General features: G+C 71.4%; 21 protein-coding genes and 1 pseudogene. 6 read left to right on the forward strand and 16 right to left on the reverse strand.

Annotation, left to right across the window (positions count from 1 at the left end):
• Nucleotides 1-276: 276 nt before the first annotated feature.
• The 3 genes from FLP10_RS05255 to FLP10_RS05265 are packed head-to-tail and all read left to right on the forward strand — an operon-like array spanning nucleotide 277 to nucleotide 2,786.
• Nucleotides 277-888, forward strand: a complete 612-nt coding sequence (locus tag FLP10_RS05255; protein WP_149159919.1) for a hypothetical protein — start codon at nucleotides 277-279, stop codon at nucleotides 886-888.
• Nucleotides 885-1,670 carry a PspA/IM30 family protein gene (locus FLP10_RS05260; RefSeq protein WP_149159920.1) on the forward strand — a complete coding sequence of 262 codons (786 nt, stop codon included), beginning with the start codon at nucleotides 885-887 and terminating at the stop codon, nucleotides 1,668-1,670. Before FLP10_RS05255 ends, FLP10_RS05260 begins: the two co-directional genes overlap by 4 nt.
• 39 nt (nucleotides 1,671-1,709) lie before the next feature.
• Nucleotides 1,710-2,786, forward strand: coding sequence for a DUF2207 family protein (locus FLP10_RS05265; RefSeq protein ID WP_149159921.1), 1,077 nt, complete (start codon nucleotides 1,710-1,712; stop codon nucleotides 2,784-2,786).
• A gap of 28 nt (nucleotides 2,787-2,814) precedes the next feature.
• Here the strand turns inward: FLP10_RS05265 and FLP10_RS05270 are convergent, their stop codons facing one another.
• The 7 genes from FLP10_RS05270 to FLP10_RS05300 form a co-directional block, all read right to left on the reverse strand.
• Nucleotides 2,815-3,645, reverse strand: a complete 831-nt coding sequence (locus tag FLP10_RS05270; protein ID WP_149159922.1) for a DUF6999 family protein — start codon at nucleotides 3,643-3,645, stop codon at nucleotides 2,815-2,817.
• A 1-nt stretch (nucleotide 3,646) separates the two neighbouring features.
• Nucleotides 3,647-4,321, reverse strand: a complete 675-nt coding sequence (locus FLP10_RS05275; protein ID WP_149159923.1) for an iron-containing redox enzyme family protein — start codon at nucleotides 4,319-4,321, stop codon at nucleotides 3,647-3,649.
• Complete coding sequence (locus FLP10_RS05280) at nucleotides 4,318-5,460, reverse strand: 3-oxoacyl-[acyl-carrier-protein] synthase III C-terminal domain-containing protein (RefSeq protein WP_168209109.1); 1,143 nt, start codon at nucleotides 5,458-5,460, stop codon at nucleotides 4,318-4,320. The genes FLP10_RS05275 and FLP10_RS05280 overlap by 4 nt, the downstream gene beginning before the upstream one ends.
• Before the next feature lie 32 nt (nucleotides 5,461-5,492).
• A complete protein-coding gene (locus FLP10_RS05285; RefSeq protein ID WP_149159925.1) occupies nucleotides 5,493-6,974 on the reverse strand; it encodes an aldehyde dehydrogenase family protein in 1,482 nt (493 codons plus the stop codon).
• Between the two features lie 71 nt (nucleotides 6,975-7,045).
• Nucleotides 7,046-7,999 (reverse strand): amidohydrolase family protein, encoded by a 954-nt coding sequence (locus FLP10_RS05290; protein ID WP_149159926.1) that lies wholly within the window; start codon nucleotides 7,997-7,999, stop codon nucleotides 7,046-7,048.
• A gap of 127 nt (nucleotides 8,000-8,126) precedes the next feature.
• Nucleotides 8,127-9,227 carry a fatty acid desaturase family protein gene (locus tag FLP10_RS05295; protein ID WP_149159927.1) on the reverse strand — a complete coding sequence of 367 codons (1,101 nt, stop codon included), beginning with the start codon at nucleotides 9,225-9,227 and terminating at the stop codon, nucleotides 8,127-8,129.
• 173 nt (nucleotides 9,228-9,400) lie between these two features.
• On the reverse strand, nucleotides 9,401-10,327 hold the full coding sequence (locus FLP10_RS05300; protein WP_149159928.1) for a LysR family transcriptional regulator: 927 nt from the start codon (nucleotides 10,325-10,327) through the stop codon (nucleotides 9,401-9,403).
• 77 nt (nucleotides 10,328-10,404) lie between these two features.
• Between FLP10_RS05300 and FLP10_RS05305 the strand changes: the two genes are divergently transcribed.
• Nucleotides 10,405-12,138, forward strand: coding sequence for an L-aspartate oxidase (locus FLP10_RS05305; protein WP_149159929.1), 1,734 nt, complete (start codon nucleotides 10,405-10,407; stop codon nucleotides 12,136-12,138).
• A 15-nt stretch (nucleotides 12,139-12,153) separates the two neighbouring features.
• Here the strand turns inward: FLP10_RS05305 and FLP10_RS05310 are convergent.
• Nucleotides 12,154-12,896: pseudogene (locus FLP10_RS05310) on the reverse strand (formylglycine-generating enzyme family protein).
• A 50-nt stretch (nucleotides 12,897-12,946) separates the two neighbouring features.
• Here FLP10_RS05310 and FLP10_RS05315 point away from each other — a divergent pair.
• Nucleotides 12,947-13,354, forward strand: a complete 408-nt coding sequence (locus FLP10_RS05315) for a VOC family protein (RefSeq protein ID WP_149159930.1) — start codon at nucleotides 12,947-12,949, stop codon at nucleotides 13,352-13,354.
• A gap of 35 nt (nucleotides 13,355-13,389) precedes the next feature.
• Here the strand turns inward: FLP10_RS05315 and FLP10_RS05320 are convergent, their stop codons facing one another.
• Nucleotides 13,390-14,106 (reverse strand): SDR family NAD(P)-dependent oxidoreductase, encoded by a 717-nt coding sequence (locus FLP10_RS05320; protein ID WP_149159931.1) that lies wholly within the window; start codon nucleotides 14,104-14,106, stop codon nucleotides 13,390-13,392.
• Here FLP10_RS05320 and FLP10_RS05325 point away from each other — a divergent pair.
• The gene (locus FLP10_RS05325; protein ID WP_210418480.1) at nucleotides 14,090-14,848 is read left to right on the forward strand and encodes a TetR/AcrR family transcriptional regulator; all 759 of its coding nucleotides are present in this window, start codon (nucleotides 14,090-14,092) and stop codon (nucleotides 14,846-14,848) included. The genes FLP10_RS05320 and FLP10_RS05325 overlap by 17 nt on opposite strands.
• Before the next feature lie 89 nt (nucleotides 14,849-14,937).
• Here FLP10_RS05325 and FLP10_RS05330 read toward each other — a convergent pair whose 3' ends face one another.
• The 7 genes from FLP10_RS05330 to FLP10_RS05360 form a co-directional block, all read right to left on the reverse strand.
• Nucleotides 14,938-16,854, reverse strand: coding sequence for an ABC transporter permease (locus FLP10_RS05330; protein WP_149159932.1), 1,917 nt, complete (start codon nucleotides 16,852-16,854; stop codon nucleotides 14,938-14,940).
• A gap of 1 nt (nucleotide 16,855) precedes the next feature.
• Nucleotides 16,856-17,617 carry an ABC transporter ATP-binding protein gene (locus FLP10_RS05335; protein ID WP_149159933.1) on the reverse strand — a complete coding sequence of 254 codons (762 nt, stop codon included), beginning with the start codon at nucleotides 17,615-17,617 and terminating at the stop codon, nucleotides 16,856-16,858.
• A 134-nt stretch (nucleotides 17,618-17,751) separates the two neighbouring features.
• Complete coding sequence (locus FLP10_RS05340) at nucleotides 17,752-18,417, reverse strand: response regulator (protein WP_149159934.1); 666 nt, start codon at nucleotides 18,415-18,417, stop codon at nucleotides 17,752-17,754.
• Nucleotides 18,414-19,721 carry a sensor histidine kinase gene (locus FLP10_RS05345; RefSeq protein WP_149159935.1) on the reverse strand — a complete coding sequence of 436 codons (1,308 nt, stop codon included), beginning with the start codon at nucleotides 19,719-19,721 and terminating at the stop codon, nucleotides 18,414-18,416. Before FLP10_RS05345 ends, FLP10_RS05340 begins: the two co-directional genes overlap by 4 nt.
• A 44-nt stretch (nucleotides 19,722-19,765) precedes the next feature.
• Nucleotides 19,766-20,485 (reverse strand): alpha/beta fold hydrolase, encoded by a 720-nt coding sequence (locus FLP10_RS05350; RefSeq protein WP_149159936.1) that lies wholly within the window; start codon nucleotides 20,483-20,485, stop codon nucleotides 19,766-19,768.
• A gap of 28 nt (nucleotides 20,486-20,513) precedes the next feature.
• Nucleotides 20,514-20,978 carry a RidA family protein gene (locus tag FLP10_RS05355; RefSeq protein WP_149159937.1) on the reverse strand — a complete coding sequence of 155 codons (465 nt, stop codon included), beginning with the start codon at nucleotides 20,976-20,978 and terminating at the stop codon, nucleotides 20,514-20,516.
• Entirely contained in the window at nucleotides 20,978-21,799 is an 822-nt protein-coding gene (locus FLP10_RS05360; protein WP_149159938.1) for an alpha/beta fold hydrolase, read from the reverse strand. The genes FLP10_RS05355 and FLP10_RS05360 overlap by 1 nt, the downstream gene beginning before the upstream one ends.
• Nucleotides 21,800-21,904 lie beyond the last annotated feature (105 nt).

A 21,904-nucleotide genomic window follows, 5' to 3' on the forward strand; every position in this document is an offset into this window, starting at 1 on the left:
ACGGCGGCTTCTCGAATCCTGATCGATGCTGAGCTTGTGCGGTCGCCAGCACCCGCGCTGCGCCACTTCGGCGCCGTCCGCGCCAGATCGGCGGGCGCAGAGGCCGCCGAAGTGGCGCAACGGAGCGGGCGGGCGAGAGCGCCGGCTGGGAATCCCACACCACCCCCTCACGCTTTCACGGGATTCGGGGTATCTTTGCCGCACAACGCGTTATATCGCGTTTCGCGTCGGCATCGGAACCGGCGCGAACGTCGGGGGAAGACGGGGGTGGTGCTCGTGACCGGCATCGAAGTGGTGCTGACGGCGCTCGGCGTCATCGTGCTGCTGGGCATCGCGTCGTTCGTCACGGTCGTCCTGCTGATGCGGACGCTCTACCGGCGCATCCGGCACAGCGCGAAAGTCGAGGGCACGGCGCTGCGCACCCGCGCGCGCGTGAGCCGCGGTCCGCAGCGCACCGTGCTCGCACTGCGCGTCCGCCTCGACGACACGCTGCGAAGCGGCACCGCAGCCATCGCCCTGATCTCGCGGCCCGACACACCCGGTCCGCGCGGCGAGCTCCCGCGCCTGTTCGGCCGCATCCGCGAGGAGGGGCGCGTGCTCGACCTGCAGCTTCGGCTGATGGAGTCGGAGACGGATGCCTCGCAGCTCGCGTCCGAACTGCCGACGGCCCGCCGACGCGTCGACCAGGTCGAACGGCTCGTCCGCCTCGTGCGCTCGGCCGTGGCATCCGGCCTCTCGGGCGCCACCGACGACACGCTCGCCGCCCTCGACTCCGATGTCGCCCGCGAGGTCGCGGCCCTGCACGTGGGCATCGAGGAGCTACAGGCACTCAACCGACGCGACACGATCTCGCAACCGACCGCCATCGACAAGAGGAACCGATCATGAGCAACAGCAACACCCAGCGGGTGAAGACCATCTTCCGCAGCAAGGCCTCGAAGGCGCTCGACCGCATGGAGGATCCGCGCGACACCCTCGACGACAGTTACGACCAGCAGGTGAAGCTGCTGCAGCAGGTTCGCCAGGCGGTGGCCGAGGTCGCGACCGCGAAGAAGCGCATCGAGCTGCAGGGCCAGGAGATGGGCACCCGGTACGCGCGCCTCGACGCGCAGGCCTCCGAGGCGCTCGCGCAGGGCCGCGAAGACCTCGCGCGCGCGGCGATCGAACGCCGCATGATGCTCGAGGGCCAGGTCGGTGCGTTGCAGCGGCAGTACGCCTCGCTCGAACAGCAGACCGCCCAGCTGCAGGAGCGCGAGCGCCGGCTCACCGATCAGGTCGCCGCGTTCCGCATCGAGAAGGAGACGATCAAGGCGACCTACACCGCGTCCGAGGCGCAGGTGCGGGCGAACGAGGCGGTCTCGGGGCTGAGCTCGAGCATCCAGGACGTCGGCTCGAGCCTCGACCGCGCACGCGACCGCGTCAAGCAGATGCAGGCGCGCGCCGCCGCGACCGACGAACTGCTCGCCAGCGGCGCGCTCACCGACCTCACGGCCGCGCCCGACGCCGACATCGAGCGCCAGCTCGCGGCGGTCGTCGCCGACGCCGAGATCGACCGGCGGATTCGGGCGCTGCGGTCGGGCACGACCCCATCGGATGCCTCGCCAGCGCGCCGGGGCGACGAGCCCGACGCGTGGCTCAGCATCGGGAAGGGCGACGCGTCGCCGCGCTGAGACGCAGCCTCCGGCGGCGCACTCCCTAGACTTGCCGCCGTGCTCGCCGTCTCCGTGGTCTTCGCCGTCATCGGCCTCGTCGTCGTCGCCTTCGCGATCGCCTCGCGCGTGCGCGTCGGGCGCCTGCCCCGCTCGCTCATCGTCGAGTACGCCCCGCGCCGGGGGTCGACCGTCATCGGCGACGCGGTGCTCGCCGGGCGCGACCGTCGGGCGACGGCCGCCGCCCTCATCGACCTGGCGGTGCGGCGCAAGGTGCGCCTGCTCGCCGACACCTCGGGCCCGAAGCGCGCGACCGTCGCGGTCGAACTCGTCGACGGGGCATCCTTCACCGCGCCCGAGCTCGCGCTGCTCGAGGCGCTGTTCGGGCCGGGGCATCCGACCGGTCGCGTGCGCCGCTTCTCGAAGGATCGCCGCGCCGTCGGCCGCCGGTTGCGCGCACTCGTCGACCGCGAGGTCGACACGCTCACCCGGGCGGGTCTCGCCGCAGGCACGAGCGGAGGACGCGCCGCGCTCCGCGTACTCGGCGTGCTCGGCCTCATCGCCACGATCCCGGGCGCGCTCGTCGCGATGGCGATCGCCGCCCCCGAGCCGGCGGCGATCGCGTGCATGGTCGTCGCGCTCGCCGCGGCGGTCGCGACGCTGATCGTGACGCCCGGCGGCAGCGCCCGCCGGTTCACCGCGGCGGCGATGCCGTGGCGCACGCACCTCGACGGCATGCGGCAATATCTCTCGGTCGCCGAGGCCGACCGCATCCGGGTGCTGCAGTCGCCGCACACGGCCGAGCTGCTCGACCTGCCCGACGACCTGCGGGCTGAGCTCGGCACCGACGTCGGGCGCTTCCGGCTGCACGAGCGGTTGCTGCCGTACGCGATCGTGTTCGGCCTCGAGCGGGGCTGGATGTCGCAACTGAAGCTGGCGTACGACGAACTCGGCGAGACCTCGCTCGCCACCCTCGGCGACACGCTCGAGGTGACGACCGACCTGCTGGTGCTCGTCGACGCGATCGGCACGCTCGTCGAGCTCGGATTCGCGGTGGGCGATCTGGTCGACGCGGGCGGGGGTGTCGTCGACGCGGTGGGCGGGGTCTTCGAGTTCATCGGCGACCTGACGCCGTAGCGGCTGCCCCAGCGCCCCCGGGCCCCCCTCATTCCGCAGCGCTGAGCTTCACCAGGTGGGCGTGCGCATACTCGCAGACCAACGCGTGCCGATAGACCACGCGGGGCACGTCGACGTTCGAATCCATCCAGAGGCTCAGCTCGCCGACCTTCCAGCGCCGGAACGTGTCGTCGTCGCAGATCAGCGCGAGGATCTCGAGGAACGAGTCGTCGAACCGCATCGAGTGCACCGCGCGGCGGTACTCCTCCATGGTGAGCGCCATCGAGAACGGAATGTTCATGAAGCAGAGGGCGGTCTGGATGTCGAGGCGCACCAGTCGGCGCCGATACCGTTCGGCGTCGAGTGCCGGGATGTCGAGCTCGGCGAAATCGAGCCGCGCCGGCGGGGCGGGCGGCGTCAGCGGCACGCCGTCGAGCGCAGTGAGCACGTCGTAGACGTTCACGTCGTGCTCGACGACGGCGTGGTCGCCGAGTTCGGCCAGGCTCACCGGCCGCAGCGTGACCGGCTCGATCGTGGCCGCCGTGTTGCGCAGCACGAAGTTGACCAGGTTCGTCTCGACGACGAAGTGTCGGATGAGCAGCTCGACGGCGTCGGGTGAGACGAATCGCCGCAGGTACCAGATGCACAGCCGGTCCATGGTGCTGAGCGGCATCCACCGGAACGGCAGCGCGCGCTTGACGATCGAGACGAGCGCAACGACGACGCGTGAGAACGGTCGTGCGATCGGGTAGAGCCAGCGTCGGGACAGGCGGCGCTGGTCGTCGATGATCTGCCGCACGACCGCCCGATCGAGCGGCACGGCGGGATCGACCGATACCGCCTCCCACATGCTCGGGTCGCTTCGCACGGGCTCGGTCACCTCAGTTGTCCAGCTCTTCGAGCTGCAGCGCGTAGAGCCGCGCGACGACCTGCGCGCAGCGCACGATCTCGTCGGCGGCCGCATCGTCGATGATGCCCGAGTTCAGAATCGCCTCGAGGTCGCCCGTGTGCCCGCTGTCGGCCTCCTGGTGATACCGCATGAAGTGCACCTGGGTGTCGGCGAGGCCCAGCACCTCCTGGAACCGCTCGGCCCAGCCCGCGGCGCGCTTCGCGCCGAGCCCCTCGATGATGAACATCGCACCGAGCAGCCCCACCGGGTTCGGCCGGTCGGCGTAGTGGAACATGTAGCCCGACAGCGCCTCGGAGCCGACGTTCTTGCGCCCGGCGCGCAGCTCGGCGAGCGACCCGCCGATCGCGACGTAGTCGCGCTCGAGCATCAGGTAGTCGCGGTGCTCCTCCTCGGCGTGGCGGATCGCGGCCGTGCGCAGGTCGAAGTGCTCGATGTCGAAGTTCGACGCCGCCCGCGAGATCCACGGCGTGCCGTCGACGACCTGCTGGCGCAGGTTGAAGAGCAGCCGTCGGTAGTCGTCGAGCGTCACGGTGCCGTCGGCGAGCCGACGCAGTACGGGCACCTGCGCGAGCCGCTCGTCGAGCTGCGCCCAGACGTCGGCGAGCCGTTCGGCGAGCGTGGCGGTGGCGGTCAGGGTATCGGTCATGCTGCAGCTCCTTGCTGATCGGATGGCGCGACCACCGTGAGGTGGGCGAAAGCGAACGAGAATCGTCCCGACTCGGGCACCGCGAGCAGCACCGTCTCCCCCGGCGCGAACCGGCCCGTGCGCCACGCCTCGTCGAGCGCGATGAAGATGCTCGCCGAGCCGGTGTTGCCGCGCGTCTCGAGGTTCGAGTACCAGCGGTCGGTGTCGAGGGTCGGGATGCGGCGGCGCAGCGCGTCGAACGCGAGGTCGCGGAACGCATTGGTGCTGTAGTGGCAGATCACGTGGTCGAGGTGTGCGACGTCGACGAGCCCGATGTCGACGAGTTCCTCGAACTGCCCGAACCCCGCCTCGGCCAGTTCGTCGAGGACGCTCACGTCCTGTCGCAGCACGAACATGCCGGCCGCCTCGGCGTCGGCGATCGAGACATCCTGCCAGGTGTGCCCGACGACGGGCTCGGCGCCGCGCATGCCCGCCCGCATGCACACGTCGTGCTCGTGCGCGAGCGAGACCTGCCGCACCCAGTCGACCCGCAGCGACGGCTTCGTCGGGTGGGGCTGGAACTCGACGACGACCGCACCCGCCCCGTCCGAGAGCATCCAGCGCAGGAAGTGCGAGTCCATGCCGGCGCGGATGCCGTCGAATCGGCGCTGCCGCAGGCTTCGGCTCGACAGCTCCGAGCCGACGACCGCCGCCCGCGGATGGTCGCCGAGCCGGATCTTGCTCACCGCCGCGTCGAGCGCCGCGAGGCTCGAGGCGCACACACCCGATGCGGTGAGGGTCTGCATCGGCCCGCCGCCGAGCCGGCCGTGCACCATCGACGCGAAGCCCGGCACGAGCACGTCGCCCATGGTCGTCGCGCAGGCGAGCATCCGCAGGTCGGATGCCTCGATGCCGCGGTCGTCGAGCGCGGCCTGCAGCGCCTTCACGGCGAGCTGCTCGTTGAGCTCGGTCGGCTCGCCGTGCTCGTCGAGCGCGTAGTGCCGCTGGCGGATGCCGTTCGCGTCGAGCACCCGCCGGCGGATCCGCTCGGTGACCGGGTCGTCACCGCCCAGGCGCGCCACGATGCCGTCGTTGTCGACCGGATCGCCCGGAAGGTATCGGCCGAAGCCGGTGAGGTAGGCGGTCGCCGTCGAACCCATGCTGACGAACATAGGGCACGATCGCGCCCCCGCTAGAACGGATAGCGACCGGGTTCGCTGCTCACCGTGGTCAGCCGCAGCTCGGTGAAGTCCTCGACGGCGTAGTGGCCCGATCGACCCCAGCCGCTGTCCTTCACCCCGCCGACCGGCAGCGCCGCCTCGCTCGCCATCGTGGGCGCGTTCACGTGCACGATGCCCGAGTCGAATCGCTGGGCGAGGTCGAGGCCACGGGCGCGGTCGCGCGTCATGATCGCCGCGCTCAATCCGTAGGGCGTCGCCTGGGCCTCGGCGACCGCCGCCTCGAGGTCGTCGAAGCGCTGGACGACGAGCAGCGGGCCGAACGTCTCGTCCTGGCCCGTCGCGCAGATCGCATCGGCGGGCACATCGGTGAGGATCGTCGGCCGGTACACACGCCCCTCGGCCGTGCCGCCCGTCACGAGCGTCGCGCCGCGGTCGAGGGCGTCGCGCACCCGTTCGTCGATCTGCTGCACGGCGCGGTCGGTGATGAGCGGCCCGATGATCACCTCGGGGTCGGTCGGGTCGCCGGCCTTGAGCGCGCTGACGCGCTCGGCCAGGCGCGACACGAACTCGTCGTGCAGGGCCGATGCCACGTACACCTTGCGGGAGTTCATGCAGACCTGCCCCTGGTGCAGGAACGCGCCGAACGTCACCGCCTTGACGGCCTCCTCGAGGTCGGCGTCGTCGAGCACGAGGACGGGGTTGAAGCCGCCGAGCTCGAGCACCATGCGCTTCAGCGATCGACCGGCGCGCTCCCCCAGGATGCGCGCCGTCGTGTCGGAGCCGGTGAAGTTGATGCAGCGCACCTCGGGGCTGTCGAAGAAGACGTCGGCGATGGCCGCCGCCTCGCCGGGCGCGTGCGTGACGACGTTGAAGGTTCCCGCCGGGAATCCCGCCTCCGCGAGGATCTCGGCGTGGATGAGACCCGCCGACAGCGGCGCCTCCTCCGAGGGCTTGATCACGGTCGTGTTCCCGAAGGCCATCGGCAGCAGGAAGGTGCGCCATGCCAGGTAGAACGCGCCGTTCCACGGGGTGAACCCGGCGACGACGCCGAGCGGCTTGCGGGTGACCATCGCCGTGCGCCCCGGGATGTCGCTGCGCAGCACATCGCCGTACGGCAGGTACCCCCAACCCGCGGCCTGTCGCAGCATCGCCGCCGACAGGCGGATCTGGAAGGTCGAGAACGCGCGGCTCGCGCCGCCCTCGACCGCCATCAGCTCGACGAGCTGCTCGGTGCGGCGCTCGACGATGTCGGCGGCCGAGAGGAACAGCCGCTGGCGCGCGCCCGGCGCGAGCTCGGCCCACGCGGGGAACGCGGCCCGGGCGGCGGCGACGGCGGCGGATGCCTCGGCGGCACCGCCGGCCGCGGCCTCGGCGACGAGCGAGTCGTCGAGCGGATTGCGCACGGGGAACGTCGGGCCCGTGGCATCCGTCCATCGTCCGTCGATGAAGTGCGTGGTCGTGGTGGAGCTGCCCGCTCCGGTGAAGATCGTCATCGGTGCTCGTTTCGGCTGTGCAGGGTCGGTGTACGGGGTCGGTGTGCAGGAGGGGCGGTGGTGCAAGCCGGTCAGAGACGCAGAAGCGACTCGGCGTTGCCGTGGGCGATGCGCTCCCGCTCGTCGGCTGTCACGGGCGCCGAGCGCAGGTGGGCGGTCGCCTTCGCGCTGTCACCGAACGGGTGGTCGACCGAGAAGAGGATGCGGTCGACGCCGAAGGTGTCGATCGCGCATCGCAGCGGGGCATCCGAGTTGTAGCCCGACGTGGTGAGCCACAGGTTGTCGCGCAGCGTCTGCGCGACCGTGCGCTCGTGGCCGCGCAGCACGGGCGTCAGCATGTCCTCCATACGCTGGAGGTGGAAGGGGATCCCCTCGCCCATGTGCCCGGCGATGAGCTTCAGCCCCGGCAGTTCTTCGAAGACCCCGCCGACGACCATGCGCACCACGTGCATGCCGGCCTCGGCGTGCCACCCCCAGCCCGACGTCGACAGGCATGCGCTCACCTCGTCGGGCAGGCCCGAGTAATACGCGTCGAAGACGGCGGGCGGCGGCGGCGCGGGGTGCAGGTAGATCGGCACGTCCAGGCGTTCGGCCGTCGCGAGGATCGGCCGAACCGACGGGTGGTCGAGGAAGGCCCCGTGGGTCTGGCCGTGGATCATGGCGCCGAGGAACCCCGACTCCTCGACGCATCGCGCGAGCTCGTCCGCGGCGGCCGCCGGGTCGGTCATGGGCAGCAGCGCGAACCCCGCGAACCGGTCGGGGTGCTCGGCGACGACGGACGCGAGCCGATCGTTCAGCTCGCGGGCGACGCTCGCGGAGGCGGCGGGCTCGAGGTCCTGCACGATGCTGCCGAGCACCGACAGCACCTGCATGTCGATGCCGGCCTCGTCCATGACGCGCAGGCGCCCCTCGCCCACGTCGTCGAGCTCGGCCGCCTTCGCGCCGGCGCGCAGCCCGAGATCGAGCCCGGCCTTCTCGAGGATGTCCCGGGGGAACAGGTGCTCCTCGATGGCGATGACCTTCATGCGACTCCTCGCGGCTTCCTCGTGCGCAGCGTCGCGCATGGGAACACGCTGTCAGGTCGCCCGTCGCCGCGGGCCGGCCCTTCCATTCACCGGCAGCGCTTCCCGAGGGGAAGCTCGCGCCCCGGCGCTAGTGCACTCGGAACTGCGCGACCATCGGGCAGTCGAACGGGTCGCGGGCCGACAGGCCGACCCGGTTGAGGTACTGCACGACGATGGCGTACGACTGCACGAGCGAGGTCTCGGTGTAGACGATGCCGTGATTCTGGCAGTACTCGCGCACGATCTCGCTGGCCTTGGCGAGGTTCGGGCGCGGCATGTTCGGGAACAGGTGGTGCTCGGCCTGGTAGTTGAGCCCGCCCATGAAGACGAGCATCCCCCAGCCGCCGCGGATGTTGCGCGAGGTGAGCACCTGGCGGCGCAGGAAGTCGACCTTGCTGTCGTGCGGCAGCTGCGGCATCCCCTTGTGGTTGGGAGCGAACGAGGCGCCCATGTAGAGGCCGAAGACGGCCAGCTGCACCCCGACGAACGCGAACGCCATGCCGAGCGGCAGGAACGCGAACACGGCACCGAGGTAGACCGCGAGGCGCAGCACGATCATCGTGAGCTCCTGCCAGCGGCGATCGACCTTGCGCGGCCCCATCACGGTGCGCAGCCCGTGCACATGCAGGTTGAGGCCCTCGAGCATCAGCAGCGGGAAGAACCACCAGCCCTGCTTGCGCACGACGAGCGCGTGCAGCCAGGGCACTTTCGCGGCCTCGGCCTCTTGGAACACGATCACGTCATTGGCGATATCGGGGTCCTTGCCGATCACGTTCGGGTGCGCGTGGTGGCGCGAGTGCTTGTGCATCCACCATGAGTAGCTGATGCCGACCACGCCGTTGGCGAGGATCCGCCCGGCGCGGTCGTTGGCCGGCCCCGACTGGAACACCTGCCGGTGGGATGCCTCGTGCGCGAGGAAGGCGAACTGAGTGAACAGGATGCCGAGCGCGCCGGCGATCAGCAGTTGGAACCAGCTGTCGCCGAGCAGCACGAACCCGGCGATCGCTCCGCCCAGCGCGGCGACGAGGACGCCGAAGACGATCCAGTAGAAGCCGGTGCGCCGGTGCAGCAGCCCGAGGTTCTTCACGGTCTGCAACAGGGCCGAGAACTCGGAGGTCGCGTTGGCGCCGCGGGCGCGGGGCGTGGTCTTGACGACGCGTACGGTCGCTTCGGAGGTGGAGTCGGACACCGGGCTCGCCTTCGATCGGGGTGACTTCCCAGCCGAGTCGGGCAGTCGCCCTCACCAGGCGGCGTACCGCGCGATCGGATGTCACGACTCTAGCGGCGAAGGCTGAGAATCGACCCGCAGATTCCGTCGAACGTATGCCGTGACGAGCATACGTCGGCCGCCGGGGGGCGGCGTCACCGCGCGAGCCGCATCGTCTCGCCCGCCCGCGCAGCGAATGCGGTCGCGGTCGCGGCGATCGTGCGCTGCATGACGTCGACCGCGGCGGTCGGCGCCACGTCGGCCGGGCGGGCGAGGCTGATCGACCTGGTGAGCGTCGGCGCTTCGAGCCGCACCGACCGCAGCCCCGGGCGGTCGATGAGCACCATCGCGGGCACGATCGCGACCCCGAGGCCGCGCTCGGCGAACCGCAGCACCGCGTCCATCTCGGCGCCCTCGAGCACGACGTCGGGTGCGAGGCCCGCGGCGGCGAACGCGGCGTCCGTCGCACTGCGCAGGTCGTAGGTCGAGCTGAAGACGATCTGCGGCAGGCTCGCCACCTCCGCGAGCCTGATGGACCGGCCGCGCGCGACCGGCGGCGCGCTCGCGGCCGATACGACCACCAACTCCTCGACGAGCAGCGGCGTCACCGTGAAGCGCTCGGGGGTCGTGGCATCCGACGTCGTGATGAGCGCGAGGTCGAGCTCGCCCGAGGCGAGCTCGTCGAGCAGCCGGTGCGAGCCCTGTTCGGAGAGGTGGAGTTCGATGGCCGGATGCTCCGCGTGGAACGCGCTCAGCACCTCGGCGACCAGGCTGATGCAGAGCGTCGGAGTCGCGCCGAGGCGCACCCGACCGCGTTCGAGCCCGGCGAGCTCGGCCAGCTCGCGCCGAACGGATGCCGCGTCGGCGAGCATGCGCCGGGCGAGCGGCAGCAGCGACTCTCCCGCGATGGTCAGCGTGCTGCCGCCGCGGGCACGGTGGAAGAGCTCGGCACCGAGGTCGCGTTCGAGTGCGGCGATCTGGCGGCTGAGCGACGGCTGGGCGAGGTGCAGCTCTTCGGCGGCCCGCGTGAAGTTGCCGAAGCGGGCCACCTCGACGAAGCTGCGCAGCTGCTCGAGGTTCATATGTATAGCGTATGTGCATCGTGTTCACGATGAAGATGCATTGGACTCATCCGTGTGGCGCGCCTACCGTCGAGCGCATGACACCTTCCGAGCGTCAGCTCTCCACCACCGTCCTCGTGATCGGCACCGGCGGGTCGGGCCTTCGCGCCGCCATCGAGCTCGCCGAAGCGGGCGTCGACGTGCTCGCCCTCGGCAAGCGCCCCAAGTCCGACGCGCACACCTCGCTGGCCGCCGGCGGCATCAACGCGGCCCTCGCCACGATGGACCCCGACGACTCCTGGCAGCAGCACGCCGCCGACACCCTCAAAGAGAGCTACCTGCTCGCCAACCCGCACACGGTCGAGATCGTGACGAAGAACGCGGCGCGCGGCATCGACGACCTCGAGCGCTACGGCATGCCGTTCGCCCGCGAAGACGACGGTCGCATCTCGCAGCGCTTCTTCGGCGCGCACACCTATCGCCGCACGGCGTTCGCGGGCGACTACACCGGCCTCGAGATCCAGCGCACGCTCATCAACCGGGCCGCGCAGCTGAACGTGCCGATCCTCGACACTGTGTACGTCACGCGCATCCTCGTGAACGACGACGGCGCCGTGTTCGGCGCCTACGGCTTCGACCTCGACGACGGCACGCGCTACCTCATCCACGCCGACGCGGTCATCCTGGCCGCCGGCGGCCACAACCGCATCTGGCGGCGTACGTCGTCACGGCGCGACGAGAACACCGGCGACTCGTTCCGGCTCGCGGTCGAGGCGGGCGGTCGGCTCCGCGACCCCGAGCTCGTGCAGTTCCACCCGTCGGGCATCATCGAGCCCGAGAACGCTGCCGGCACCCTCATCAGCGAGGCGGCCCGTGGCGAGGGCGGCATCCTCACCAACGCCCTCGGCGAGCGCTTCATGTCGAAGTACGACCCCGAGCGCATGGAGCTCTCGACGCGCGACCGCGTGGCCCTCGCCTGCTACACCGAGATCAAGGAGGGGCGCGGAACCCCCAACGGCGGGGTCTGGCTGGATGTCTCGCACCTGCCCCGCGAGACGATCATGCAGCGCCTCCCCCGCGTGTACCAGACCATGCTCGAGCTGCAGATGCTCGACATCACGAAGGAGCCGATCGAGATCGCGCCCACCGCGCACTACTCGATGGGCGGCGTGTGGGTGCGCCCCGAAGACCACGGCACGGATGTCCCGGGCCTCTACGCCATCGGCGAAGCATCCAGTGGGCTGCACGGCGCCAATCGCCTGGGCGGCAACTCGCTCATCGAGCTGCTCGTGTTCGGACGCATCGTGGGCCAGGCCGCTGTCGCGTACTCTGCTTCGCTGCCGGCGCAGGTTCGGTCGGCGGCCGCGGTGGATGCGGCGCGCGCCGAGATCGACGCGCTCCTCGCCTCGGACGGCACCGAGAACGTGCGCGCACTGCAGCGAGCCATCCGCAACACCATGACCGAGCACGCGGGCGTCGTGCGCGACGAAGCGGGGCTGCTCGCCGGGCTCGCCGAGCTCGACGCGATCGAGGCCCGCATGGCCGATGTCGGCGTGCACCCCGACATCGCCGGCTACCAGGACCTCGCGCACGCCTTCGACCTCAAGTCGGCCGCGCTCGCCGCCCGCGCCACGCTGGAGGCCGCGCTCGAGCGCCGCGAGACCCGCGGGTGCCACAACCGCAGCGACTACCCGTCGCTCGACAAGTCGTTGCAGGTGAACCTCGTCTGGTCGCCGGCGACCGGAGTGACCCGCGAGGAGATCCCGCCCATCCCCGACGACATCGCGGCGCTCATGCGCGAGGTCTCGACGGTGGGCAAGCTGGTCGAGTAGCCGCGTCCCGCCTGCTCACCCGCGAGGCGTCCACCCCGACGGCCGGGGGCCGTCGATCGCCGCCCGCTCGAGGTCGGCGGCTGCCGACCAGCCCTGCGCGGCATCCGTCGCGTCGAAGCCGCCACGGGCGACGCGGAACCCCACGTCCTCGTGGTGCATGCGCGGCGCACCGCCACGGCGCACCGAGGCCCGCACGCTCCAGGCGTCGTCGGCGAAACCGCCGCCGCGGAACACGCGGTATGCGTCGTAGCGCGCCGGGTCGAGCAGGTCCCAGCACCATTCCACACGTTGCCGAGCGTGTCGAACAGCCCGTTGAGGTTCGGATGCTTGCCGCCGACGTCCTGCGGCGCGGTCACGCCGTCGGCGCTCGTCCAGGCGATCTCGTCGAGGGGGCCGTAGTGCGGGCGCGTCGACCCGGCCCGGCAGGCGAACTCCCACTCGGCCTCGGTCGGCAGGCGGAACCCGTCGGCGTCGACATGCCAGGTGACGTCCTCGCCGTCGTACGTGTAGGCGGGTTCGAGCCCCTCCCACTCGGATGCCGCGTTGCAGAACCGGATCGCCCGCAGCCAGCTCACGTCGGTCGCGGGCCTGCGCGGATGCGTCGCGGTCTCGCCGAGCAGCTCGGCCAACTGCTCCTGCGTCACCGGGTACACGCCGATCTCGAACGGCTCGAGTTCGACGCTCCAGCGCACCTTGCGGCGTGCGTCGTGCAGGCCGACGGCGCCCCCGGCGATGCGCGTCAGCTCGATATCGGTCACCGGGGCAGTCTCGCACGTGCTCGACGTGGGGTTCCGTCTACGCTGGCCGGATGCCTCTCTTCGATCACCTCGGTCTCTCCGTCGAAGATCTGCCCCGATCGATCGCCCAGTTCGATCCCGTCATGCGAGCGCTCGGGTGCACGCGCGCCGATGCCGACGGCTCGGTGGCCTGGTACAAGGGCGAGGAGGAGCTCATCCTCTTCCCGGCCCGCGAGTCGGGCAGCGGCCCTCACCGGCACGGCCGGGTGGGCTGGCAGCACCTCGCGTTCCCGGTCGAGTCCCGCGCCGAGGTCGACCGCCTGCACGCGATCGCGGTCGATGCCGGCTGGACGGCCGTGCGCGAACCGAAGCTCTACCCGCGGTTCAACGAGCGCTACTACGCGTCCTTCGTCGAAGACGACAACGGCATCCGCTTCGAGTTCATGCACAACCCGCCTCGCGAGGCATCCGCCGACTGAACCTGCCGGCGCGCCGCGATCTCATCGCCCTACCTCTACGACGGCAGGGTCGCGTACTCGACCGGACCGGGCGCGCCACTGATGCCCCAGATCGTCTCGGCGAGGTCGTCGGGGTCGACAGTCGGCAGGCCGCCCGGCTCGACCCCGTCGAAATGCCCGGCCGCGAACAGGTCGGCGGCCGCGCTGCGCTCGATGAGCTGCCCGATCTGCAGGCTCGCGACGTGGACGCCGCGCTCGGCCGCGTCGACCGCGATCGCCGCGAGGTAGTTGAGCAGCGCGGCTTGCGCCACGCTCGAACTCGCCAGCGCCGGCGTCGGGATGCGCACCGCCGATCCTTGCGCGACGACGATGGTTCCCGACCCGCGGTCGGTCATGGCCGGCAGCACCTCGTGGATGAGCTCGACGGGCGAGAGCAGGTTGAGCGGCAGCCAGCTCAGCAGTGTCTCGGCGGTCAGGTCGCTCGCCGCGACCGGCAGTCGCCGCACATCGCCCGGACTGTAGAGCAGCAGATCGGGGGCGGCGCCGCGCTGGTCGACGAGTTCGCGGGCGACCTCGCGAACCCGTTCGGGGTCGGCGAGGTCGGCGATGGCGAGGTTCGCGTCGAGCCCATCGGTGCGCAGCGCGTCGCGAAGGCGAATGAGCGTCGATTCGGTGCGGCCGACGAGGTCGATGTCGTAGCCGGCGCGGCCGAATCGCCGGGCGGTCGAGAGACCGAGGGCGGGCCCGGCTCCGAAGATGGCGATCGAGGGCATGGATGCTCCGTTCGAACTTGAGGGTCGCCTCAAGCTAGATCAATTCGAGGCATCCCTCAAGTTGTTCTGCAACCATGGTCGGATGCCTCCAGCTCCGACTCGGCCGCTGCGAAGCGACGCCGTCCGCAATCGCGACAAGCTCCTCGCCGCCGCCCGCGAGGAGTTCGCCGAGTCGGGGCTCCACGCGTCGCTCGAGGCGATCGCACGCCGCGCGGGGGTCAGCGTCGGCACCCTCTATCACCACTTCACCGATCGCGCCGGCCTGATCGACGCCGCGCTCCTGCCCGTGGTCGAGCGTTCGATGGCGCATGCGCGCGCCGCCCTCGACGATCCCGACCCCTGGAACGCGCTCGTCTCGCACCTCGTCGCGATCGCCGACTGGCAGTCGCGCGACCACGGCTTCACCGACGTCTGCGTGCTCTCGCTCGACGACGACCTGCCCATCGAGCGCGCGAAACGCGAGGGCCATGGCTACTTCGAAGCACTGATCGCCCGCGCCCAGGCCTCGGGCGACGTGCGGGCCGATGTCACGCCCTCCGATGTGGGGCTGCTCGTCTGGTCGATCGTGCAGTCGACGGCGGCGATCCGCGCCGAGCGCCCCACCGCCTGGAAGCGGCACCTCGCGATCATGCTCGACGGGCTGCGCGCCGGCGCGGCCCATCCGCTCGCCGAACCCCCGCTCGACCCCGCTCAACTCGCCGAGGCGATGGCGTTCCCGGGTGCGCGGCCGGGACCGAGGTAGCCGCCGGTACACGAGCCGAATGAGCGCGCCGAACATCGCCGCACGGGGTTCCCGATCTGCGCGTCGGTGCCCGGCGACGCCCGAATCGATCAGGTCGCCGGCGACGTGGTGCGCGTCACCCGGAACGCCGTGCCGACGATGCCGACGACGGCGATGCCGACGACCGACGCGGCGAGCCCCCCGTACAGCACGGGGTCGACGCGCAGGGTGAAGCCGCCCAGCAGTCCGTGGCCGACGCCGATCAGCGCGGGCACCACGGCTGCCGTCCCGAGCACCAGGGCGGTGATCGCGACGAACGACGACTCGACGGCCGCCATCGCGATGAGCTGCCGGCGCGTGGCACCCGTGCGGTGCAGCAGTCGCCACTCGTCGCGGCGCCCTGCCGTCATCGTGGTGAGCGTGTTCGCCGCCGCGATCGCGATGAACGCGAGCAAGGTGAGGAGCAGTGTGGTCGACAGCCCCTGCTGGGCGGCGCCCCCGGCCGCCACGGCCTCGGCGTACTCGGCCACCCCCGTGGACTCCAGGCCGAGAGCCGCGACCAGGTCGCGCACCTCGTCGGCCGTGCCGGGCGCGAGCCGCAGGTACACCGCATCATGCGGCGCGCCGTGCGCCGAGCGGGCGCTCTCGGCGACGAGGTAGTCGCCGAACCCCAGTCCGCGAGTGAAGATCGCCGCGATCGTGAGCGTCTCGTCGGCACCGTCGGCGTATCGCACCCGGATGCGGTCGCCGACGCCCTTCCCCGACCCGAGCACCGTCTCGGCGCTGACGGCCACGGCACCCGTTCCGAGGTCGGCCAGCGACCCTGCGCTCACCGCGGGGTCGACGATGCCGCCGGTCGTCGGCACCGAACGCAGCGCGGCGGGCTCCCACGACACGGACCCGAGGAACGGCAGCTCCTCGTCTCCGTCGTCGACCTTGGTTTCGGCGAGGAGTGTACCGGTGGGGGCCGCCTCGACGACCTCGGGCAGGTTCATGACGGCCTGCACGTCCTCGGCCGTCAAGGTGTGCTGAGCGGTGACGACCAGGTCGGCATCCAGTCCCGCGCGCAGCTGAGCTGCGGCCGCGTCGGTCGTCGTGAGGTTCACCCCGGTCTGCACCGTCCCCAGGGCGAGCAGCAGGGCGAGCGGCACGACGGCCGTCGTGAGGCGGCGCGAGAATCCGCGCGCGTTGAGCAGCGCGAGCGTGCCGCCGGCGCCTCGCAGCGCGTGGGCCACTCGAGGAACGCGGGATGCCTCCAGGGCGCGACGTGCCGCAGAGGCCAGGATCAGCGGCCCGGCGAGCGCAACGGCGGTGATCAGCAGGAACGCGGAGACGGCACCGGTCGCGCTGCCGATCGTGCCCGGCACGAAGAACGGCGTCAGGGCGACGAGCACGCCCGCGACCGCGACCGCAACGGCCGCGATCCTGCGACCGCTTCCGACCGTCGGCGCCTCGACCGCGCTCCCGGCGACCGCGGCGACGGGGCTCGTGCGCAGCGTCTCGCGTGCGGCGACCCGAGCGGCCAGGACGCCGGTGGGCACGAGCACCAGCAGCATCGCGAGCACCGGCCAGCCCGAGATCGTCATCGCGAACCCGGCCGAGACGATGCCGGATTCCGACAGCAGCGGAGTGAGCAGCGACGCGGCGGCCAATCCCGGCAGGGCGCCGAGCGGTGCCGCGACGGCGAACACGCCGAGCACCTCGATCGTGATGCGCCGACGCACCTGGCCGCGGGTCGCGCCGACCGCGCGCAGCAGGGCGAACTCGCGGCGGCGCTGACGCAGCGCGGCGGCGAACGTCGAGCCGATCACCAGCACGACGATCAGGATCGTCGTGCCTGCGAACGAACCCGCGATGGTGCTCAGCAGCGAACCCTCGGCGAGCGGGCCGGAGGCTGAGGCGCGCAGCCCCGACTCCAACACGACACCGGTGGTGGTCAGCAACGCCGAGGCGAGCAGCACGATGAGCGCGCTGCCGATGAGACTCGTGCGATGGAAACGCGCTGCGGAGAGGGCGGACTTCAGCATGTCAGCGCCCCCCGAGCTCGATCATGCGAGCAGAGATCTGCTCGGTCGTGGGCGTGTCGAGATGGCCGACGAACTGCCCGTCGGCGAGGAACAGCACGTGGTCCGCCGCCGCCGCGACCCGTGCGTCGTGGGTGACGACCACGAGGGTCTGGCCGAGATGTTTCGCGGTGGAGCGCAGCACCTCGAGCACGTGAGCCGCCGTGTTCGAGTCGAGTGCGCCGGTCGGCTCGTCGGCGAACACCACCTCGGGCCGTGTGATCAACGCCCGGGCGATCGCCGCGCGCTGCGCCTGGCCGCCCGAGAGCTCGCCCGGGAGCCGATCTTCCATGCCGCTCAACCCGACCGCCGACAGCAGGTGGTGCTGCCACGCCGGGTCGGGTCGGCGTCCGCCCAGGATGAGCGGCAGGCCGACGTTCTCGGCGACGGTCAGATGCGCGATGAGGTTGTACGACTGGAATACGAAGCCGATGCGGTCGCGGCGGAACCGGGTGAGGTCGTCGGCCGAGAGTCCCGTCAGGTCGGTGTCGCCGATGACGACCCGCCCGCCGGTGGGCACGTCCAGTCCGGCCGCGCAGTTCAGGAACGTCGACTTGCCCGATCCCGACGGGCCCATGACGGCGACGAACGAACCCAGGGCGATCGTCAGCGACACCGAACGCAGGGCGTGGATGACCCCCGCGCCGTCGGGGAATGCCTTGTCGACCTGCATCAGGTGAACCGCGGTCGCCGCACGCGGCGGCGCGGTCGGTGTCGGTGCGTGCATCGGGACTCCTTGCGTCGAGGAACGACGGCGCTGCACCGTCACCCACGACGATAGGAACCGGCGAGATCCGGTTCGAGCCACCGACGATGCAGATCCCCGACTTGCATCCTTCGATGCAAGTCCGGCCCATCAGCTCAGTCGGGAACCTCGACCACCCGGTTCTGATACGCCCACACCACGGCCTGCAGACGCGAGCGCACGCCGAGCTTCGGAAGCATCCGCGCCAGGTGCGACTTCACCGTCGAGATCTCGAGCACCAGTTCGCCGGCGATCTCCTCGTTCGACATGCCCTGCGCGAGCAGCAGCAGGATCTCGGTCTCCCGTGCGGTGAGCACGTCGGCGGCGCGCTGCGCCGTGACCGGCATCGTGCGTCGCCTGGTCGCGAACTCGCGCAGCACGCGATGGGTCAGCGCGTCGTCCAGCGTTCCCCGGCCCTCGGCGACCGACCGCACGGCCGAGACGATCGTGTCGGGGTCGGCGTCCTTGAGCAGGAACCCGGATGCCCCGGCCTCGAGCGCGCCGAAGACGTAGTCGTCGAGGTCGAACGTGGTCAGCACGAGCACCGGCAGCGGGTCGGCGACCTCGGGGCCGCACAGCTCCCGGGCGGCGCTGATCCCGTCCCGCCCCGGCATGCGGATGTCGAGACACACCACGTCGGGCCGCAGCGACCGGGCGAGCGACACCGCCTCGATGCCGTCGGCCGCGACACCGACGACCTCGATGTCGTCCTCGGCACCGAGCAGCACCGACAGGCCCGTGCGCACCAACGGCTGGTCGTCGGCGATCACCACCCGGATCATCGGGGCACTCCCGGCGTCCGGCCCGAGTCATCCGGGGCGGCCGTGCCGGCCGCGCGGTCCCGCGCGAGCCGCAATCGCACCTGCCAGCCGCCGTCGGCCGTACGCCCGTAGCTCAGCTCGCCGCCGACGAGTTCGGCGCGCTCGCGCATGCCGATCAGGCCGAACCCGCCGCCGGTGCCGATCGCCGACGGCGCGGTGCCGGGCGCCGACGGCGCGGCGGGCGCATGAGTGACGGTGATCGTGACCGCCGTCGAGTCGCTGTCGTCGATCGTCACGCGGCGGCCGGCACCGGGGGCGTGCAGCGCGGCGTTCGCCAGCGACTCCTGCACCATCCGGTACGCGGTGAGCTGGGCGAGCGGCCCGACACCGGCGCCGAGTTCGGGTGCGTCCCCGACGGTCACGAACTCGGTCGCCGTTCCATCCGGCTGAGCCGTCGCCACCAGTTCGGCAACCGTCGCCAGCGACTCCAGCGACAGCTCGGCGGCGTCGTCGCCGCGCAGGAGGCCGACGACGCGGCGCAGATCCGCGAGGACCGCGATGCTCTGGTCACGGACCTGCAGCACCGACTCCTTCGCCTCGGCGGGCCGGCGGTCGATCTGCCGGTGGATGGCCGACGCCATGAGCGCGATGCCCGACAGGTGGTGCGCAGCGATGTCGTGCAGCTCGCGTGCCATCGCCGCGCGCTCGCGCGCCACCGAGGCCTGCACGAGGGCATCGCGCTCACGCGCCAGGGCGCGCAGCTCGCCCGAGTGGGCCTCGCGTGCCTCGCGTCGGCTGAACACCACGAGCGCGAGGAGCAGCGGCAGACCGGTCGCAACGGCGGTCTGCACGATGGCCAACCCGATCGCGACGGCGGGGTCGAGCTCGTCGCTCCGAATCTCGGCGACGACGTTGGCCACCACCATGATGCCGGCGGCGAGTGCGAGCACGCGCCACAGGGATCGCAGCGAACGGGTGCTGAAGACCAGGTAGACGGCGATGAGATAGGCGAGCGTGGCGAGGCTCAGATAGGCAGGGGGCACCGCCCATGCGAGCACGAACGCGATCCCGGCGACGAGCGTCAGCACGACGACCGGCATCCGACGCGCCCACGGGAGCGCGATCGACTGGGCGGTGACCGCCGCCAGGGTCGCCCACCACGGTGCGCTGCCCGGCGGCGCGGCGATGGCCGCCGGCTCGGTCGGGGCGATCGCCGGGAGGGCGACGAGCACCCCGGCGATGACGAGCCAGCAGACCGCCGCCAGGATGCCCGCGCTCCAGTCGCTCCCGACGCGCGCTGTTCGAGGAAGGCCGACGGGAGACATGGCCCACACTCTAGACGGGTGCTTCCGCCGCGCCGGGCCGCGCCCTACCGGGCCAGGTGCGCCAGCGCGTCGCCGATGAGTGCGGCGACCGCGTCGGGCTGCGACACCATGACCGAGTGGGATACCCCGGGCACCTCCCTGATCTCGAGGCCGCCGGCGCGCTGCGCCATGAAGCGAAGCCCCTCGACGGGGATGTTCTTGTCGGCGTCTCCGAAGATGAACCACGAGGGCAGCGACTTCCAGGCGGGCACGTCAGCCGGCTGGGGCTCGCCGAGCGCGAAGTCGCGGATCGGCCGCTGCGTACGTGCCTGGATCGCCGCCTCCGCGGGGTCGACGTCTGCGGCGAACTGGCCCGGGAAGAGGTCTCGGTCGACGACCAGGTCGTTCGTGCCGTCGCCGAGGGGGTAGGCCCGAATCGTGTCGCCGAGCGTGCTGCCCGGGAACTGCCCGGTCAGTTGCAGCGCGTTCTCGCCGTGATCGGGAGCGAACGCGGCGACGTAGACGAGCCCGACGACCGCGGGATCGTCGACGGCCGCTTCGGTGATGACGGCGCCGCCGTAGGAGTGGCCGACGAGCAGCACCGGCCCGTCGATGCCCGCCACCGCCCGCCTGACGTTCTCGGCGTCGGTGGTGACACTGCGGAGCGGGTTGGGGGTCGCGACGGCGGGGATGCCCCGGTCGCTCAGTCGGGCGATGACCCCCGACCAGCTGGCGGACTCGGCGAATGCCCCGTGGACGAGGACGACGGTGATTGCATCTGACATGTTCGGTTCTCCTGAGCAGGTGGTGGGTTTACGAGAAGGCAACGATGAGCTCGACTTCGACGGGCGAGTCGAGCGGCAGAACGGCGACGCCGACCGCACTGCGTGCGTGCACGCCCGCGTGGCCGAAAATGGAGCCGAGTACTTCGGACGCCCCGTTCAGCACCGCGGGTTGCGCGGTGAAGGTCGGATCGGAGGCGACGAACCCCACGACCTTGACGATTCGCGTCACCCGATCCAAGCTTCCGAGCACCTCCGCGATCGCCGAGAGGGCGTTGAGCGCCGCGATCCTCGCGGCGGCGTGGGCCTCGTCCGCGGACACCGCCGCGCCGACCTTGCCCGAGACGGGGAGCTTGCCGTCGACGAGCGGCAGTTGGCCCGCGGTGAAGACGAGGCCGCCGGAGACGACCGCGGGCGCATACGTGCCCGCTGGAGCCGGTGAGCGATGCGGGAGCGCGATGCCCAGCTCTGCCAGGCGGGCTTCGATCTGCGCCATCAGCGGGCGATGAAGTCGAGGATGTCGGCGACGAGCGCTGCTCGGAAGTCACCGTGGATGCCGTGCGGCGCTCCGGGGTAGACCTTCAGCGTGCCGTCTCGGACGAGCTCGATCGACCTGAGCGCGGCCGCCCCGATGGGCACGATCTGGTCGTCATCGCCGTGCGCGATGAGGATCGGGACATCCAGCGCCGTGAGATCTTCGGTGAAGTCGGTCTCCGAGAACGCCGCGATGCAGTCGTAGGCGGCCGCGAGGTTCACCAGCATCCCCTGGCGCCAGAAGTCGTCCTTCGCGCCCTGCGACACCGTGGCGCCCGCCCGGTTCGCGCCGAAGAACGGCTCGGCGAGGTCCTGGTAGTACTGCGAGGCGTCGGCGAGGACCCCGGCCCGGATACCGTCGAACACGTCGATCGGCAGTCCGTCGGGGTTGGCGTCGGAGCGCACCATGATCGGCGGAACCGCACCGATCGTGACGACCTTCGCCACGCGGCCCGCGCCGTGCTGCGCCGCATAGCGCACCACCTCGCCGCCGCCCGTGGAATGGCCGATCACGGTCAGGTCGCGCAGGTCCAGTGCCTCGACGAGCTCCGCGAGGTCGCGGGCGTAGGTGTCCATGTCGTTGCCCGTGTACGTCTTCGACGACCTGCCGTGGCCGCGACGGTCGTGGGCGATCGCCTGGTATCCGGCGTCGGCGATGAGCTTCAGTTCGACCTGCCAGGCGTCCGAGCTGAGCGGCCAGCCGTGGCTGAACAGGACCGGCCGGCCGGAGCCCTGCGTCGTGTAGAAGATCTCGGTTCCGTCGGACGTGGTGAGGTGCGGCATATGCGATTCCTGATTCTGGTGTGTCGCCGATCGCGGCGTGACGTGCGGGTGCTGCTCGAGTCGGCTCGACACTATGAACGCCCGGGATGCCCCATCGGCCCCCGG

The sequence above is a fragment of the Agromyces intestinalis genome, assembly GCF_008365295.1.
Classification (GTDB): domain Bacteria; phylum Actinomycetota; class Actinomycetes; order Actinomycetales; family Microbacteriaceae; genus Agromyces; species Agromyces intestinalis.